Source organism: Brevibacillus porteri, assembly GCF_003013475.1.
In the GTDB taxonomy this organism is placed as follows: Bacteria; Bacillota; Bacilli; order Brevibacillales; family Brevibacillaceae; genus Brevibacillus; species Brevibacillus porteri.
On record NZ_PXZO01000003.1, the window covers coordinates 41,460 to 57,615 of the forward strand.

Here is a 16,156-nt window from a genome sequence, read left to right on the forward strand (position 1 = left end):
GAAGTCCGGTGCTCATGTAGATTACCTACACTCCGCTCCTCCGTCGTTCGGTTCTCGCCATCTTCTCGGTGCTAAAAAGCCGACTTTTTGAACACGCACTGTTAGAAACCGATTGGGAAAGTGGGGGAGAGAGTGCATGGCCGAGGTGAGATGGATCTACGACTTGACGATCTTTCTCTACGCTGCAAGTGTTCTCTTCTATTTTAACGACTTCTTGCAAAGCAACCGGAAAGTCAATCGTCTGGCTTTCGGGTTGCTTGTTGTCGTTTGGGCCTTGCAAACCGCATTTTTTGTCTCGCAAGCAGTCATGAAGGGGTATTTTCCAGTCATTACGTTGTTTGAGACGCTCTTTTTTTATTCATGGGTGCTGGTAGGCTTATCGCTTGCCATTCACTATTTTTTTCGCATTGATTTGCTGGTTTTTTTTACTAATATTATCGGGTTCGTCGTGCTCGTCATGTCGATGTTTTTGCCGGAAACGCCGATTGAGGCTGTATCGAGCATCTTGACCTCTGAGCTATTGTTGACGCATGTGACACTGGCTATGTTCAGCTACGGGGCGTTCTCGCTCTCCATGATCTTCTCGGCCATGTACTTGCTTCAGCACAAAATGCTCAAAGAAAGACGCTGGTCGCCGTTGCTCAGGCGATTGCCTAGCCTCGATCAACTGGAAGGCTACGCGTACCGAATGAACATGCTGGGTGTACCGATGCTCTTGCTCTCGATTGTATTAGGGATCATTTGGGGTAAAATGGTTTTGCCGGAGAAATTTTTGTTTGACTCCAAAGTAGTGCTCTCCGTGCTGGTTCTTGCGATTTATTCGCTGTGGCTGTACCAACGCTATCGGGATACGGTGCAGATGCGCAGACTCGCGCAGTGGAACGTCCTGGCGTTTTTGTTACTGCTTATCAATTTTTTAGGCTTCACTACTTCTACATTTCACGACTGGTGGTAGGGGCTGTTCATCAAGGAGGCTGTCATGGGAAAATGGAAAGTGGGAACGCGTCGCAGCAAATTGGCGCTCACCCAAACGAAATGGGTCGTAGAAAAACTGAAGGGGTTCGCACCTGAAGCTGATTTTGAATTGCATGAAATCGTGACAAAAGGCGATCGAATCCTCGATGTGACCTTGTCCAAAGTAGGCGGAAAAGGGTTGTTTGTCAAAGAAATCGAGCAATCCTTGTTCGATAAGGAAACCGATTTTGCGGTACACAGCTTGAAGGATATGCCGGCTGAATTGCCAGAGGGCTTGGTAATCGGCGCGATTCCGAAGCGTGTTGATCCTCGGGATGTTCTGCTTTCCAAGGACGGCAAGACGTTGGATGAACTGCCGCAAGGAGCTTTGGTAGGGACTAGTAGCTTGCGCCGTTCTGCACAAATTCTTGCACATCGCCCTGACATTCAGATCGAATCTCTGCGTGGAAATATTGATACGCGCATGCGCAAGCTGGAAGAAGGCAATTTTGACGCGATCATCCTCGCTGCGGCTGGACTTGAGCGTGTGAACTTCGAAGGGAACATCTCGCAGTTCCTGCCTGTTGAAATCAGCTTGCCAGCAGTCGGTCAAGGAGCGCTTGCCATCGAATGCCGTGCAGACGATGAGGAGACACTCGCCCTCTTGAAGCAGTTTGATGACGCACCGACGCGTTTAGCGGTAACAGCAGAGCGCAGCTTCCTGCACAAACTGCAAGGTGGCTGTCAGGTGCCGATTGGCGCATATGCGACAGTTGGAGAGAACAATGAAATTACTATGACGGGAATGGTTGGCTCCCCAGATGGGAAGCAAATGTTCAAAAACACGGCGACTGGCCAAGATCCGTTAGCGCTGGGCATTCAAGTGGCGGAAGCCCTCCTGGCGCAGGGAGCGGGAGAAGTACTTGCGCAAGTATTGCGGGAGAATGAGCAATGATTGTCCACGGATCGCACAAGCCGCTGACTGGCAAGTGCATCATGGTCACGCGGGCAAGAAGTCAAGTTCGCGAGCTCGTTGAACATATCGAGCGGTTAGGTGGAGAAGCGTACGCATTTCCCCTGTTAAAAATGATGCCGCCGACGGACACTGCCAAGCTCGACGAGGCCATTACCCAGTTGCCAACATACGACTGGGTGGTCTTTACGAGTGTGAATGGGGTACGCTTCTTCTTGGAGCGAATGCGTGAGGTCGGGGTAGGACTCGAAGCGTTCACTGGCAAAATTGCTGCGGTCGGTCCGAAGACGGCCAAGGCGCTTGAGCATCACGGGCTCGAAGTAGCTGTCATCCCGTCTGATTACGTGGCGGAAGGCTTGTTGTCGAGCTTGTATGATCAGCTGCTTCCTGGTCAGCGTGTTCTGTTGCCTCGTGCAGATATTGCCCGCAAGGCACTGCCAAAGGAGCTGGCTCGTTTGGGGCTTGCTGTGACAGAGGTAGACGTGTATCAGACTGTCATTGATGCAGAGCAGGCTCCAGATGCAGCGGAAAAGCTACAACAAGGTCTCATCGATATCATCTTGTTTACCAGCTCTTCAACGGTGACGCATTTCATGGCAGCGATGGAGTCCTATGCATCGTTTGACTGGCTCAAGCATGTTCAGATAGCCTGTATCGGACCCATCACGGCAGATACAGCAAGACAAAACGGGCTTTCTGTTCATGCGGTAGCGAGTGAGTACACCGTGGAAGGCTTACTAGCAGCTATCATAGAGAATCTGGGAGGGAATCGACATGGTACAAACATTTGACCGTCATCGCCGTCTTCGCAAAAGTGCGGCTATGCGCAATTTGGTGCGGGAGAACCACGTACGGGTGGAAGACTTGATTTATCCGTTGTTCGTAGTGGAAGGAACCGGTATTAAGAATGAGATTCCGTCCATGCCAGGCGTGTATCAGCTCTCCTTGGACACTTTGGCAGAAGAGATGAAGGAAATCGTAGCTCTGGGAATTCAAGCTGTTTTGATGTTTGGGGTACCAGTACATAAAGACGCATGCGGAACAGAGGCGTACAATGATGATGCGATTACCCAACAGGCGATGCGTCTGATTAAGGAAGCCCATCCGGAAATGCTCGTGATTGCAGATACATGCCTGTGTGAATACACCGATCATGGTCACTGTGGTGTCATTCACGAGGGCGAAGTGGTCAATGACGAAACATTGAAGCTTTTGGGTCAGACCGCCGTTTCCCAAGCAAAAGCCGGAGCAGACATTATCGCTCCTTCCAACATGATGGACGGTTTCGTGGTTGCAATCCGTGAAGCTTTGGACGAGGCTGGTTTTGAGCACATTCCGATCATGTCCTATGCGGTGAAATACGCTTCTGCTTTCTACGGGCCATTCCGCGATGCGGCAGGCTCGACTCCACAATTCGGCGATCGCAAAAGCTATCAAATGGACGCGGCCAATGCACGTGAAGGTCTGCGCGAAGCAGCTTCCGATGTAAAAGAGGGAGCGGACTTCTTGATCGTGAAGCCAGGTCTTGCCTTCATGGACATGGTTCTTCGTCTGCGTGAGAACTTCAACCTGCCGATCGTGGCTTACAATGTGAGTGCAGAGTATTCCATGGTAAAAGCGGCAGCTCTGAATGGTTGGATCGATGAAGAGCGTATCGTTATGGAAACATTGGTTGGCTTCAAACGTGCAGGTGCAGATTTGATCATTACGTACCATGCAAAAGATGTTGCAAAATGGCTGGCGAGGTGAGCATGAGATGAATAGAGAAAAATCTACTCAGTTATTTGCAGAAGCACAGCATTACATACCAGGCGGAGTAAACAGTCCGGTTCGTGCCTTTAAGAGCGTCGGAGGCAATCCAGTTTACATTGCAAAAGGAGAAGGCTCCCGCATTTTTGATGTGGATGGAAACAGCTATATTGACTACATCGGCTCGTGGGGTCCATTGATCTTGGGCCATGCACATCCGCGTGTCCTTGCAGCGATTACGGAAGTAGCTGCGCTTGGAACTAGCTTCGGCGCACCTACTGAGCGGGAAACAGAAATGGCAAAGCTCGTTTGTGAGATCGTGCCATCTGTAGAAGTCGTGCGCATGGTGAACTCCGGTACAGAGGCAACGATGAGCGCTCTACGCCTCGCGCGTGGTTATACCAGACGCAATAAAATCATGAAGTTCGAAGGCTGCTACCATGGTCATGCCGACAGCCTGTTGATCAAAGCTGGCTCCGGTGTGGCTACACTGGGACTTCCAGACAGCCCAGGTGTACCTGAAGGAACAGCACATAACACGATTACGGTTCCTTACAATGATCTGGAAAGCGTCAAACTGGCATTTGAAGCGTTTGGCGATGATCTGGCAGCAGTTATTGTGGAGCCAATCGGCGGCAACATGGGGGTTGTTCCTCCACAGCCAGGCTTCCTCGAAGGACTGCGTGAAATTACAGAGAAACATGGGACACTGCTGATTTTCGATGAAGTCATGACTGGCTTCCGTGTAGCATTGGGCGGTGCACAAGAGCTGTACGGCATTACTCCGGATTTGACCACGATGGGGAAAGTCATCGGGGGTGGCTTGCCAGTAGGTGCATACGGTGGCAAACGTGAGATCATGCAGCAAGTGGCTCCTGCAGGCCCAATCTATCAGGCAGGGACGCTGTCGGGTAATCCTTTGGCGATGGCAGCAGGCTTGACTACCTTGCAAGAGCTCAGCAAACCAGGCGCATACGAACGCTTGGAGAAGATGTCCGCTCGTTTGGCTGAAGGCTTGGCTGACAATGCCAAGAAGCTGGGCATTCCGCACACGCTCAATCGCGTAGGTTCCATGGTTTGCCTGTTCTTTACAGAGACGCCAGTTATCAACTACGAAACAGCGAAATCATCCGATCTGGAGCGTTTCTCGGCGTACTTTAGCTATCTGCTGGAGGAAGGCATCATGATCCCGCCGTCCCAGTTTGAGGGTATGTTCGTTTCCTTGGCTCATACCGATGAAGATATCGAACGTACGATTGAAGCAAGCTTCAAAGCGATGAAAAGAGCGTTTGAATAAAGAATGAAAAGAAGAAAGCACTTCCTTGCTGATGCAGGAGGTGCTTTTTTTGATTTTTTGCAGGATTTTTCCACCCCCTGTCAAAATACGAAGGAAAATGCAGATGAATGAGGTGGAGACATGGAAGGGACGATCATTCACGTACCGCAAAAGCATCTGGTTGGCCTTAGCTTCTCTGGTTCGTTTCCTATGCTAGTGGAATACATGCCGAAGCTGTGGGAGACTTTTTTGAAGCGCCAGGATGAGATTTCTCTCGTGATTTCACCAGATGTTCGTTACGACATCAGCAACGAGAATCGGACGTACCAAATGTATACCGAGTACATTGTGGTGGAAGTGGAGCGTTTCGAGCGTATCCCTGAGGGCATGCTCGGGTTCACGATTCCAGAGAGGACATACGCCAGCTTTACCCATACAGGGCCTATGGAACAGGTGCAAAATACATACCACGGCCTGTTTGGCTGGCTCAACGAGAATGGCCATCAGGTGGACGAGCAAGCTCTGCGCATGGAGCGCTACGATCAACGGTACGTTCCCTCTGTGCATGAGTCTGCTCGGGTCGACAATGCGTATGAAATTTTTATTCCGCTTCGGTAAAAAAAAGAAAACAACACCGCTCATTGCAAGCAAGAGGTGTTGTTTTTGATGTCAATCTATTTGCTTGTCCAGGAAACGTGCTAGTTCACCCATGGCAGACTGTAGCACTTGAAGGGAATCATCGACGTAGAGATCAACATCGAGGGAGTGCTTGGCGTTTGGCGGGAGATGTAGCTGCATGTTTGGTTTGGATGTGGCAAGTTGATCAACCACGCCCTGATTGTAGTAATGATCGGCGGTGCCTGAGACGAGAAATACCTGTTGGGTAAGAGTTAGCAATTCCGTATGGAACACTTCCTCAGTCAGCAATGGCGTCAATAAGATTGCAGATGAACGGGCAAAACGAGATTCCTTGAGCAATCCGCAGGTAATCGGCACCGTACCGAGTGACTTCCCGAGGAAGAAAACTCGTTCGTATTCGTACACATCCAGCACATGTGAGACAACCGTTTGCATCTCCTCGCTGATCCAAGCACTTCGTTTGGCGAATGAGCTATTCCAAAAATCCGCATTGTCTCGTCCATACTCTGCGTGTACATAGACGAGATCGAACTGTTTGCTCAAAAAAAGCATGGTAGAATAATACAGATAAGGCCTGTCGAACGAATAGCTGGCTCCGGGAAAGAAAAAACAGACGGAGCGAGATGGCGTCTGACTTGCCTGAATGTGCGTATACGCCATTTCTCTCCCGTCCCTGACGATCACGGAACCTGTTTTTGGGTATACCATCTACATGTGCACCTCTTTCATGTTCAGGGGGTATTTTCCAATCGTAAGGGTAAGTAGCACTTGTTGACAAGAAGTAACCAAACAATAAAGGAGTATGATTCGATGAAAAAGGAAGTCCAACTGAGTAACGGCATCAAAATAGCCTATGTAGAAGAAGGAACAGGAGAATCGCTTGTTTTGATCCACGGTTTTTGCGGGAGCTCATCTTACTGGCATAAGCTAGTGCCGCTCCTGTCTAAAACGCATCGTGTCATTGCGATCGATTTGCGTGGTCATGGAAATAGCTCGGCCCCTGATGAACCGTATTCGATGGAGCGCTTTGCAGACGATCTGGCTTTGTTTGTAGATGAGCTGGGTTTAGCGAAGATTCATCTGTTTGGACATTCGCTCGGTGGCTATGTGACCTTGTCTTTTGCAAATCAATACGCGGACAAGCTGGCGAGCTTTGGCTTGATCCATTCGACGCCATATCCGGATGACGACGCTGTCAAGGCTAACCGGGATAAAGGAGCCCAGAGTATTCGGGAGAATGGTATGGAGCCTTTTATCAAAGCACTCATCCCGAAGCTGTTCGCACCTTCGCATATCGAATCGATGAGAGAAGAAGTCCAGCTGGCAAAAGAGATTGGCTTTGCGACGAGCCCGATTGGAGCCATCCAAACACTAGGCGCTATGCGTGATCGAGTAGATCGCAATCATGTGCTGCAAGAAACGACTTTACCTGTGCTATTAGTCGCAGGAACAGAGGACCAGATCATTCCTGCAGAAAAAACTTTTACAGTGGATAGAAATAGCGTCGAGCAAGTGCTGCTGCCTGATGTTGGGCATATGGGCATGGTCGAAGCGCCAGAGAAAATGGCTGAAGCATTGGGGAGCTTTCTCAACAAAAAGTAACAAAATCACACCATAGTCCTAGCAAATTTTGCTATAATGAAAACGTTATCCTATTTATTTATACATAGACGAGAGGGGAAATTATCATGAAAAAGGCACGTCGGATTACGATGACGGCGTTTGCATCTATCGTATTTGCATCGCTGATGTCTTCCTCAGCATTTGCAGCACCATTGCATCCCGTACAGCACGCTGACTGGATGGTGAAAAAGGCAATTGTATCAGCGGGTCAAAATGGCGATCTTGCTCTGGATCGTGCTGTGACTCTCGCGGAAGCTACTGTTGTTTTCTCCAAATTGAAAGAAGTAAAAGTGGGAGCTGCCGCTAAAGGTGCTCATTGGTCTGCTCCTTACTTCGACTGGGCAAAGAGCCAAGGCGCTCTCACACAAGACGACTATAAAAACCCTGCGCAAGTGGTAACATCTGCCAAGCTGACACAAATGGCTGACAAACTGGGCTACAAAATGAAGCTCGACAACAAAGCGACGGTAACGCGCGGTGAATTTTTCCAAGCATTGGGTGATGCGGCTACCACGCATGTAACGATTGCACACACCAACGATACACATGGTCATATTCAAGAAGACAAGAACCAAAAAGAATTCGGCTTTGCCAAAATTGCAACTTTACTCAAGGAATGGCGTGCAGAGAACGAAAACTTCTTGCTCTTGGACGCTGGTGATACCTTCCAAGGTACCGTTTTCGTGAACCAATTCAAAGGCGAATCTGTTGTTCCAATCCTCAACAGCCTCGACTACAACGTAATGGCTGCCGGTAACCACGAGTTTGACTTCGGTTATGAGCAATTGCTCAAGCTGCGTGACATGCTCGAGCATCCAGTCATCTCTGCTAACGTGTTCAAGGCAGATGGAAAAGAATTGCTGCCACCTATTTTCAAAGCAGAGATTGGCGGGAAGAAATTCGCCTTTGTTGGTTTCGTAGCGGAAGACACACCTGTATTGACTCACCCTGACAACGTAAAAGGGCTGACATTTAAAAATCCGGTAGAAGTGGCGAAAGTACTTGTACCTGAGCTGAAAAAAGAAGTAGATCACGTGATTGTTGTTTCCCATATCGGAGTGAACGTAGACCGTGAAATCGCGAAAAACGTTCCTGGCATTGACCTGATTGTTGGTGGTCACTCCCATACTCCGCTGAAAGCACCTGAACTCGTAAACGGCACGTACATCGTACAAGACTGGGAGTACGGCAAGTCTCTCGGACGCGCTGACCTCTACTACCTCGGCAAAGAATTGGTAGCATTCAGCGGCGGTTTGAAAGAGTACGATGAAGCAGTTGTGGCTGATCCAGAAGTAGATAAGATGGTAAAAGAAATCGTGGGCAAGATCGATACGGTAATGAATGTTGTCATTGCGAAATCCGAAGTGCCACTCGATGGTGACCGTGCACTGGTACGTACGAAAGAAACAAACGTAGGTAACCTGATCACAGATATCATGCTGGAGCGCACGAAGTCGATCAAAGGCTATGAAGCAGATGTAGCACTTGCTAACGGCGGTGGAATTCGTACACAGCTGCCAGCAGGCGATATCACGAAAAAAGGTCTGTACACGCTCCTGCCATTCGAGAATAATACACTGGCAGTCGTAGAAGTAACAGGCGAAGAGCTGAAGAAAGCCCTCGAAAACGGCGTGAGCCAGGTAGAAGAGGGAGCAGGACGCTTCCCGCAAGTGAGCGGCATGAGCTTCACGTACAACCCATCCAAGCCAGCTGGCGAGCGCGTAGTAGAAGTAAAAGTTGGCGACAAGCCGCTTGACCTGACCAAAACGTATAAATTGGCAACAATCGACTTCCTGGCAGCAGGTGGAGATGGTTACGAATCGTTGAAAAAGCCATTCTTCAACACAGGATTGTCCATGTACAGCATTGTGGAAGAAGGCTTGGTCAAGCGTAAAACTGTCAATCCAAAAGTAGAAGGCCGCATTGTTGAAGCAAAATAAGGTTTGACCGGACAGGGATGGAGAAAAACCTCCCTGTCCATTTTTTACGCAGTCGCAGCTCCTTGGCATGCTGTGAAAAAGAGGTTTTGTTATTATGAAGTACCTTGCAATATATAGTAGCAATTTGGTAAGCTTTGACATGGGTGATGTTGATGAACGTACAGTTTAAAAAAGGGGTTCTGGAGCTGTGTGTTCTCGTCTTGACAGCTAAGCAGGACAGATACGGCTACGAACTGGTTGCGAGCATCTCGGAAAAATTCCATATCTCTGAAGGAACGGTTTACCCCTTACTTCGCCGTTTGACCCAGGAAGGATTTTTTACGACCTATTTGGCGGAATCACAAGAGGGACCCCCACGGAAATATTACCAGCTGACAAATCGCGGTCGTCAATACATGAATGACCTCGTCTTGGAGTGGCGAATATTTAACCGCGGGGTAAATGAGATCATAGAGGAGGGACTCGGATATGACAAGGCGTGAGTTTATGGATGAGTTAAATGCTTTGCTTAGCGCTTTGCCTGATAAAGAGCGCTTAGACATCCTTGCCGATTATACAGAGCATTTTCTCTTAGGAATGAAACAAGGGAAGACGGAGGTTGAAATTGCAGAAGGATTGGGGAGTCCGAAGCTAGTGGCACGTGAACTTTTGGCGGGCTACCGAATTGATCAAGCACAGTCCAACGCATCCGTAGGGAATATGACGCGAGCGATTGTCGCGACGATCAGCTTGGGATTTTTCAATCTCGTCTTCGTTTTGGGGCCATTTTTAGGCCTGATTGGTATACTGATGGGGTTGTATGCAATGACTGCGGCGCTTTTGGTCGCCCCAGTCGGAATATTCTTGGATTACGGGATTCCTGCTCCTTCTCAAGAGCGACTTTTCTTGTTGTTCTCCAGCATGGTTTCCGTAGGATTGGGCGGAATGTTTGCCATCGGCTTGCTGCGATTGACGAAATGGCTGTATCGCCAGTTCTTGCGTTATCTCCAGTTCAACGTGAAGATGATCAGGGGGAAATGAGATGAGAAATTTGGGGAAAAGACTCTTTGGAATCAGTCTTCTTTTGTTCATCATCGGTGTATGTGGAATCATCTGGCTCTTTACGAAGCAAGAAAATTTCTCATTTTCGTTAAAACAAGTCAATGAAGAGCGCATGATCGAACAAGAGGTAAAAGCGATTGAGTTGCTGACGGAAACGGCTGATGTGGAAATCATGGCAAGCAAGCAACCAAAAGCGAGTGTACGGATGGTCGGGGAAGTATCCGAACAACAGCAGGAGCGACTGGAGTTTCGGAGTGTAGTCTCACAAGATGGTACGCTGCTCGTAGAACTGCGTGAACGTCCTCACGTCAATATGTTTTATCCTCGCAACGGGAAGGTAAAGCTGGAGCTCTTCCTACCCGAAAAAGTATATGAGCGCGTCCAGCTTGAAACGATGACAGGGGATATCAAGAGCGGAATGCTGCATGCAAAGAACACGAAAATATCCAGCAGCAATGGAGATGTGGACGTGTTGGGCTATGAAGGAGAAGCGCTTAACGTCCAGACAGCTACAGGAGATATCAATCTGGCAAATGTTCGCTCGGCCGTTACAATTGAAAGCTCTACAGGCGAGATTGATAAACTGACAATGCCAGAGTTAACCCATGACGTATCTATTCGAACGGATACGGGGGATATTCGAGTGACAGTAGCCAAGGAGCCTGCTGCAGCACAGCTGGAAGTAACGACAGATACAGGAGGCATCGAAACCACCTGGTCTAACCTTACTTATGAAAAGAACGAGGAATACAAAGTGAAGGCATCGATTGGATCAGGTGGACCCAAAATGACGGTGCGAAGTTCTACCGGGGACGTTCGCATTCAATAGGAGAAGTTTGGAAACACTGATGGATAGGATTGGAAACGGAAGAAACGAAAAGATTTTGACACAAAAGAGACATTACTTGTCGAATGACGAATGGTATCATATTGAAGGAAACATAATTGTGCAAAGCGAGGTTTATTCATGACCGCAAAAACTTTTAACGATACGTTTTTGAAAGCATGTCGCGGTGAAGCGACAGAGCATGTTCCAGTCTGGTACATGCGTCAGGCAGGGCGTTATCAGCCAGAATACCGCGCCATCCGCGCGAAGCATAGCTTTTTTGAAATGAACTACATACCGGAAGTTTGCGCGGAAGTGACACGTCTGCCCGTTGAGCAATTGGGCGTTGACGCTGCAATCTTGTTTGCAGACATCATGACGCCACTAAAACCGATTGGCGTGGATGTGAATATCGAATCTGGCATTGGTCCTGTAATCGCAAACCCAATCGAATCCTTGAAGGATGTTGAGCGTCTGCTTGAGCTCGATCCGGAAACACATGTGCCGTACATTCTTGAGTCCATTAAGATTTTGCGTCAGCAATTATCTGTTCCATTAATCGGTTTCGCGGGTGCACCGTTTACACTGGCTAGCTATTTGATCGAAGGTGGCCCTTCCAAGCACTATCATAAGACAAAAGCATTCATGTATACCGAGCCAGTTGCTTGGCAGGCGCTGATGGAAAAACTGGGCGATATGACGATCACCTATCTCAAAGCGCAAATTAAAGCAGGCGCGCAAGCTGTGCAAGTATTTGATTCGTGGGTCGGTGCATTGAATGACGAAGATTACCGCGAGTACATTACACCAGTTATGACGCGTATCTTCAACGCATTAAAAGATACAGGCGTGCCAACGATCTATTTTGGTATCGGCGCTGGTCATCTTTTGATGGATTGGAACCGCTTGCCTGTTGATGTGGTTGGTCTGGACTGGCGTACTTCGATTACGACTGCTCGTGAGATGGGTGTGACGAAGACGCTGCAAGGCAATTTGGACCCAACGCTGCTATTGGCTCCTTGGGAGAAGCTCGAAGCGAAGGCGAAGGAAATTTTGGATGAAGGCACAAAACAACCAGGCTTCATTTTCAACCTGGGACACGGCGTATTCCCTGACGCCAAAGTAGAAACGCTGCAACAACTGACGAAGTTCATCCATAGTTACAAAAGGGACGTCTAATCAGGAGGGGCGCTATCATGTCAAAGCAGAAGATCGGACTCTTGTTAATGGCGTATGGAACGCCACGCAGTCCTGAACAGATTGAACCATACTATACGCACATTCGTCGTGGTCGTAAGCCACCACAAGAACTGCTCGATGATTTGATGGCGCGTTACGAGGCTGTAGATGGATTGAATCGATTTGCAGACATTACGGATGAGCAGGTGCGCGCTCTCGAGCAGGAAATGAACAACCGCTACTCAGACCGTGAATTTGTAGGGTACCTTGGTTTGAAGCATATCGCTCCGTTTGTCGAAGACGCAGTAGAGCAAATGAAGCGTGATGGGATTACAGAAGCGATCAGTCTAGTTCTGGCACCTCATTATTCCAGCTATAGCGTCAAAGAATACAATGGACGAGCACAGGAGCATTCCGCAGCAATTGGCGGACCTATCATCCACAGCATTGAGAGCTGGTATCTGGAACCAGGCTTCATCGGATATTGGGCTGATGCTATTCAAGCGACGTTTGCTACGATGACGGATGAAGAGCGTGGACAAGCAGTCGTAATCTTCTCCGCTCACAGCCTGCCGGAAAAAATCCTGAAGTCAGGTGATCCGTACCCAATGCAACTGGAAGAGACAGCAAAGCTCATTGCCGAGCAAGCAGGGATCACTTCCTATGCAATCGGATGGCAAAGCGCCGGAAATACACCTGATCCGTGGCTGGGACCAGATGTACAGGATTTGACTAGAGAGCTGTACGAAGCAAAAGGCTACCAAGCATTTGTTTACTGTCCTGTCGGATTTATTGCGGAGCATTTGGAAGTTCTGTTTGATAATGATGTGGAATGCAAAGCGGTTACAGATGAGCTAGGGGTACATTACTATCGTCCAGCGATGCCTAACGCCAGACCTGCGTTCATTTCCTGTCTGGCTGATGCAGTCGGAAAGAAGCTGGCGAATTAGGGGATCGATCATATGAGCGATAATACCTATCATATTACGATTATAGGCGGCGGCATCACAGGGTTGACCGCTGCTTTTTACTTACAAAAGGAAATCGAAGCAAAAGGCTTGCCCATCCGTTTTCAACTGATTGAAGAGCAGGGACGACTTGGTGGGAAAATCAAGACATGGCGTCACGAAGGGTTTGTTATTGAGCAAGGTCCCGATTCGTTTCTCGAGCGGAAAACGAGTGCGGCTGAGCTGGCAGTGGACTTGGGGCTTGCGGATGATCTCGTTCGCAACAGTACAGGCCAAGCTTATATTTGGCATCAGGATCGCCTGAAGGCTATACCAGAAGGAGCGGTCATGGGTGTACCGACGAAGCTCATGCCTTTTGTCACGACCGATCTCATTTCTTGGCCGGGCAAGCTTCGGGCAGCTTTGGATCTCGTTCTTCCTGCATCAAAAGGAGACGGCGATATCTCCGTGGGGGACTTTTTTCGGCGTAGGCTAGGTAATGAAGTTATTGATAATCTTATAGCGCCTTTATTGTCCGGTGTCTACTCCGGGGATCTCGACAAACTCAGCTTGCTTGCGAGTTTTCCTCAATTCGCGAAAATGGAGGAGCAGCATCGCAGCTTGATCGTAGCGATGAAGCATTCTCGCCCGCAAGTAAAAACGCAAGAAAAGCCAAAAGGCATCTTCCTGACGCTGAAGAACGGCTTGCAGTCCTTAGTAGAGGCAATCGAAAAGAGCCTGCCAGAAGAAGTTATCTCGAAGAATACCGGTGTCAAAGAACTGGTGAAACGGCCAGACGGGAAGTACACCTTGGTAATGAAAAATGGGGAAACGATCGAGACAGATACGGTGCTGTTTACCGTACCACATGCTGTCGCAGAGCCGTTGTTCCGTCCTTATGTACAAGTTCCTACCTTGGCACAAGCGAAGCCGCATATGGTCGCAACCATCGCGATGGCGTTTCCAGAGTCAGCGATTGATTTAGGAATGGAAGGGACAGGATTTATTGTACCGCGGGATTCTGGAGCAAAAATTACCGCGTGTACGTGGGCGCATCGCAAATGGCCGCATACGACGCCGAAAAACAAAGCCTTGCTGCGTAGCTTCATAGGAAGAGCAGGAGAGCAATCCTTCATGGAGCAGACAGACGAGGAAATTTTGGAGGCTGTCCTCCGAGATCTGCGCAAGATCATGACGATTCGAGCAGAGCCGGATTTTTATAACGTATCACGCTTGCAAAATGCCATACCATATGTGGTCGGGCATCAGGCTTGGGTGCAGGATGTGAACAATCAATTAAAAGAAAAACTCCCTGGTGTTATCCTGGCAGGTGCGTCATACAGTGGCGTAGGTGTACCAGATTGTATTGATCAGGGGAAAAAAGCAATAGCAGAATGGATCGCGTCTGTAAAACCGGGGAGATAGATAACCCCGGTTTTTCCTTTTTTTTCGGTGCTAAACGGCTCGTCCTGTCCATATAGTATAGGGAAATGTCCTGCACTTGAAAGGAGGAGCACGAATGGCATTACAGGATGGGCAACTCTCTTTTGCCATCAAGGAGACCATTTTCCTCTCATCCGATAGAGCTGGAATAGGTGAATTGCAAGAGCTGGAATTGGTTCCAGATGTGGAAGTGTTGGAAAACGATTCCTACATCTCAATCACGGGTTGCTTGCAGTTAGTAGGGAAGTACGAGCCAATCAGGGAAGCCGCAGAAGCGACAGGCGGCGAAAGAGAATCGCTGGTTGAGGCCATGACTTTTACTCCCTTTCGCCAGGAAGCATCGGATCAAGCCTTTTATGGCTGGGAGGAACAGATTGGTCATCGCATTCCGTTGAACATCACCATTCCATTGGATCGGATTACCGAGATCGGAGACATCTACGCAATTGTGGACAGCTTTGACTACAAGCTAGAATCACCACATCAAATGCTAATCGATGCCGATCTGAAGATTTTGGGGATAGTCCTGGGGGATAGAGCTGAACAAGCAGAGCAGATCGAAACGCAAGCTGCCGGACCAGGCGAAGGAGCATGGGAATACACCTTCGCTGCTGGTGATGATGGGCAAGAATATACGGAGCAGACGTCCCTCGATGACATTGATCAAAAGCTGAGTGCGCTGGAGGAGGAATTGGAGCGTCAGGCATTGCCAGCATCCTATGAATCAACCGAATCTCCTTCCATGTTCGACACTCCGGCTATTGCTCAATCCGATGAGGATGAATACTACGAGCAATACGGTGATGTGCTGGAAGTGGCACAGTCCAATCCTCCAGAGTCCTGGGAGACTGCTTCTATTTCGTATGACTTAGATTCCCAACAATCTGCTTCGTACGATTCTTCTGTCGCCTATTCCGAGCAGTCAGTATTGGCTGATGAGCAAGAGCAGATGAGAGAAATAGCCGAAAAAGAACAAGAACATGAGGAGCCTGTACTGGCTATACACGATCAGCAGGCAATCGCATACCAGCAAGTTTCCAATGAATCTACTGGGGCGTCAGTCGAAGCAGAGTCGCAGGAAGCAGTGCAAGAAGCGGTGGAAGCCACTGTTGTTTCCGAGCAAGAACCTGAGCAAGAAGCAGAACCAGTCGTTGCACAACCAGAGGCTGCTGCGGAAGATGTAGAAGTGCGAGTGGCGATTTCAGGGAAACCCTCCTATGAAGAAAGAAGTCGAGTGAACATTACCTCCATCTTCTCACAAGCGAATCGTGCCAAACAGGAAGCGATGGCGTTGGAGGCGGAATCTTCATCTAGCTCTTCGCGACATGGATCTTCGGGGAATGTCAACGCTTCTACGATGGAGGCCATGCAAAATCTCACGTCGTTTGTCCGCAGAAAAGAAGAGCGATCGAGTCAGCTGAAAATGTGTATTATTCAGCGAGATGAGACGTTAGAGCATATTTCACAGCGATACTCCTTGCCTGTCTCCAAAATCGTGGAAGTGAACCGATTAGCTTCCGAGCAGCTAGTAGCAGGGCAGATTCTGTACATCCCACAATAGAGGAG

16 protein-coding genes are annotated in these 16,156 nt (G+C 48.9%); 15 read left to right on the forward strand and 1 reads right to left on the reverse strand.

The genetic code is table 11. The features are described from left to right. The first annotated feature begins 136 nt into the window (after positions 1-136). From C7R92_RS04065 to C7R92_RS04090, 6 genes are all read left to right on the forward strand, one after another. Positions 137-955 carry a cytochrome C assembly family protein gene (locus tag C7R92_RS04065; RefSeq protein WP_017247503.1) on the forward strand — a complete coding sequence of 273 codons (819 nt, stop codon included), beginning with the start codon at positions 137-139 and terminating at the stop codon, positions 953-955. 24 nt (positions 956-979) lie between these two features. After that, a complete protein-coding gene (gene hemC, locus C7R92_RS04070) occupies positions 980-1,909 on the forward strand; it encodes a hydroxymethylbilane synthase (RefSeq protein ID WP_017247504.1) in 930 nt (309 codons plus the stop codon). After that, positions 1,906-2,718 (forward strand): uroporphyrinogen-III synthase, encoded by an 813-nt coding sequence (locus C7R92_RS04075; RefSeq protein ID WP_106833341.1) that lies wholly within the window; start codon positions 1,906-1,908, stop codon positions 2,716-2,718. Before hemC ends, C7R92_RS04075 begins: the two co-directional genes overlap by 4 nt. Beyond that, entirely contained in the window at positions 2,702-3,676 is a 975-nt protein-coding gene (gene hemB / locus C7R92_RS04080) for a porphobilinogen synthase (RefSeq protein ID WP_106833342.1), read from the forward strand. The genes C7R92_RS04075 and hemB overlap by 17 nt, the downstream gene beginning before the upstream one ends. A gap of 7 nt (positions 3,677-3,683) precedes the next feature. Beyond that, a complete protein-coding gene (gene hemL, locus C7R92_RS04085) occupies positions 3,684-4,973 on the forward strand; it encodes a glutamate-1-semialdehyde 2,1-aminomutase (RefSeq protein WP_017247507.1) in 1,290 nt (429 codons plus the stop codon). 120 nt (positions 4,974-5,093) lie between these two features. Further along, complete coding sequence (locus C7R92_RS04090) at positions 5,094-5,570, forward strand: GyrI-like domain-containing protein (RefSeq protein WP_106833343.1); 477 nt, start codon at positions 5,094-5,096, stop codon at positions 5,568-5,570. Positions 5,571-5,621: 51 nt separating this feature from the next. On the opposite strand, the gene C7R92_RS04095 is transcribed toward C7R92_RS04090, so the two are convergent. Then, positions 5,622-6,299, reverse strand: coding sequence for an alpha/beta hydrolase (locus C7R92_RS04095; protein WP_106833344.1), 678 nt, complete (start codon positions 6,297-6,299; stop codon positions 5,622-5,624). 102 nt (positions 6,300-6,401) lie between these two features. Between C7R92_RS04095 and C7R92_RS04100 the strand changes: the two genes are divergently transcribed. From C7R92_RS04100 to C7R92_RS04140, 9 genes are all read left to right on the forward strand, one after another. Next, on the forward strand, positions 6,402-7,193 hold the full coding sequence (locus C7R92_RS04100) for an alpha/beta fold hydrolase (protein ID WP_106833345.1): 792 nt from the start codon (positions 6,402-6,404) through the stop codon (positions 7,191-7,193). Between the two features lie 86 nt (positions 7,194-7,279). Continuing rightward, on the forward strand, positions 7,280-9,154 hold the full coding sequence (locus C7R92_RS04105; RefSeq protein WP_106833346.1) for a bifunctional metallophosphatase/5'-nucleotidase: 1,875 nt from the start codon (positions 7,280-7,282) through the stop codon (positions 9,152-9,154). 152 nt (positions 9,155-9,306) lie between these two features. Next, on the forward strand, positions 9,307-9,636 hold the full coding sequence (locus C7R92_RS04110) for a PadR family transcriptional regulator (protein ID WP_017247513.1): 330 nt from the start codon (positions 9,307-9,309) through the stop codon (positions 9,634-9,636). Next, positions 9,623-10,174 carry an HAAS signaling domain-containing protein gene (locus C7R92_RS04115; protein ID WP_017247514.1) on the forward strand — a complete coding sequence of 184 codons (552 nt, stop codon included), beginning with the start codon at positions 9,623-9,625 and terminating at the stop codon, positions 10,172-10,174. Before C7R92_RS04110 ends, C7R92_RS04115 begins: the two co-directional genes overlap by 14 nt. Before the next feature lies 1 nt (position 10,175). Further along, positions 10,176-11,024 (forward strand): DUF4097 family beta strand repeat-containing protein, encoded by an 849-nt coding sequence (locus tag C7R92_RS04120; RefSeq protein ID WP_106833347.1) that lies wholly within the window; start codon positions 10,176-10,178, stop codon positions 11,022-11,024. 138 nt (positions 11,025-11,162) lie between these two features. Further along, the gene (gene hemE, locus C7R92_RS04125) at positions 11,163-12,200 is read left to right on the forward strand and encodes a uroporphyrinogen decarboxylase (RefSeq protein ID WP_069850577.1); all 1,038 of its coding nucleotides are present in this window, start codon (positions 11,163-11,165) and stop codon (positions 12,198-12,200) included. A gap of 17 nt (positions 12,201-12,217) precedes the next feature. Beyond that, positions 12,218-13,150 carry a ferrochelatase gene (hemH, locus tag C7R92_RS04130; RefSeq protein WP_106833348.1) on the forward strand — a complete coding sequence of 311 codons (933 nt, stop codon included), beginning with the start codon at positions 12,218-12,220 and terminating at the stop codon, positions 13,148-13,150. Positions 13,151-13,162: 12 nt separating this feature from the next. Next, the gene (gene hemY, locus C7R92_RS04135; protein WP_106833349.1) at positions 13,163-14,572 is read left to right on the forward strand and encodes a protoporphyrinogen oxidase; all 1,410 of its coding nucleotides are present in this window, start codon (positions 13,163-13,165) and stop codon (positions 14,570-14,572) included. Between the two features lie 94 nt (positions 14,573-14,666). Further along, positions 14,667-16,151, forward strand: coding sequence for a LysM peptidoglycan-binding domain-containing protein (locus C7R92_RS04140; RefSeq protein ID WP_106833350.1), 1,485 nt, complete (start codon positions 14,667-14,669; stop codon positions 16,149-16,151). Positions 16,152-16,156: the final 5 nt, after the last annotated feature.

Bases quoted from the DNA above. Each gene is read 5' to 3' on its own strand.
- C7R92_RS04065 (WP_017247503.1), top strand. From the start codon at position 137: ATGGCCGAGGTGAGATGGATCTACGACTTGACGATCTTTCTCTACGCT.
- hemC (WP_017247504.1), top strand. From the start codon at position 980: ATGGGAAAATGGAAAGTGGGAACGCGTCGCAGCAAATTGGCGCTCACC.
- C7R92_RS04075 (WP_106833341.1), top strand. From the start codon at position 1,906: ATGATTGTCCACGGATCGCACAAGCCGCTGACTGGCAAGTGCATCATG.
- hemB (WP_106833342.1), top strand. From the start codon at position 2,702: ATGGTACAAACATTTGACCGTCATCGCCGTCTTCGCAAAAGTGCGGCT.
- hemL (WP_017247507.1), top strand. From the start codon at position 3,684: ATGAATAGAGAAAAATCTACTCAGTTATTTGCAGAAGCACAGCATTAC.
- C7R92_RS04090 (WP_106833343.1), top strand. From the start codon at position 5,094: ATGGAAGGGACGATCATTCACGTACCGCAAAAGCATCTGGTTGGCCTT.
- C7R92_RS04095 (WP_106833344.1), bottom strand. From the start codon at position 6,299: ATGGTATACCCAAAAACAGGTTCCGTGATCGTCAGGGACGGGAGAGAA.
- C7R92_RS04100 (WP_106833345.1), top strand. From the start codon at position 6,402: ATGAAAAAGGAAGTCCAACTGAGTAACGGCATCAAAATAGCCTATGTA.
- C7R92_RS04105 (WP_106833346.1), top strand. From the start codon at position 7,280: ATGAAAAAGGCACGTCGGATTACGATGACGGCGTTTGCATCTATCGTA.
- C7R92_RS04110 (WP_017247513.1), top strand. From the start codon at position 9,307: ATGAACGTACAGTTTAAAAAAGGGGTTCTGGAGCTGTGTGTTCTCGTC.
- C7R92_RS04115 (WP_017247514.1), top strand. From the start codon at position 9,623: ATGACAAGGCGTGAGTTTATGGATGAGTTAAATGCTTTGCTTAGCGCT.
- C7R92_RS04120 (WP_106833347.1), top strand. From the start codon at position 10,176: ATGAGAAATTTGGGGAAAAGACTCTTTGGAATCAGTCTTCTTTTGTTC.
- hemE (WP_069850577.1), top strand. From the start codon at position 11,163: ATGACCGCAAAAACTTTTAACGATACGTTTTTGAAAGCATGTCGCGGT.
- hemH (WP_106833348.1), top strand. From the start codon at position 12,218: ATGTCAAAGCAGAAGATCGGACTCTTGTTAATGGCGTATGGAACGCCA.
- hemY (WP_106833349.1), top strand. From the start codon at position 13,163: ATGAGCGATAATACCTATCATATTACGATTATAGGCGGCGGCATCACA.
- C7R92_RS04140 (WP_106833350.1), top strand. From the start codon at position 14,667: ATGGCATTACAGGATGGGCAACTCTCTTTTGCCATCAAGGAGACCATT.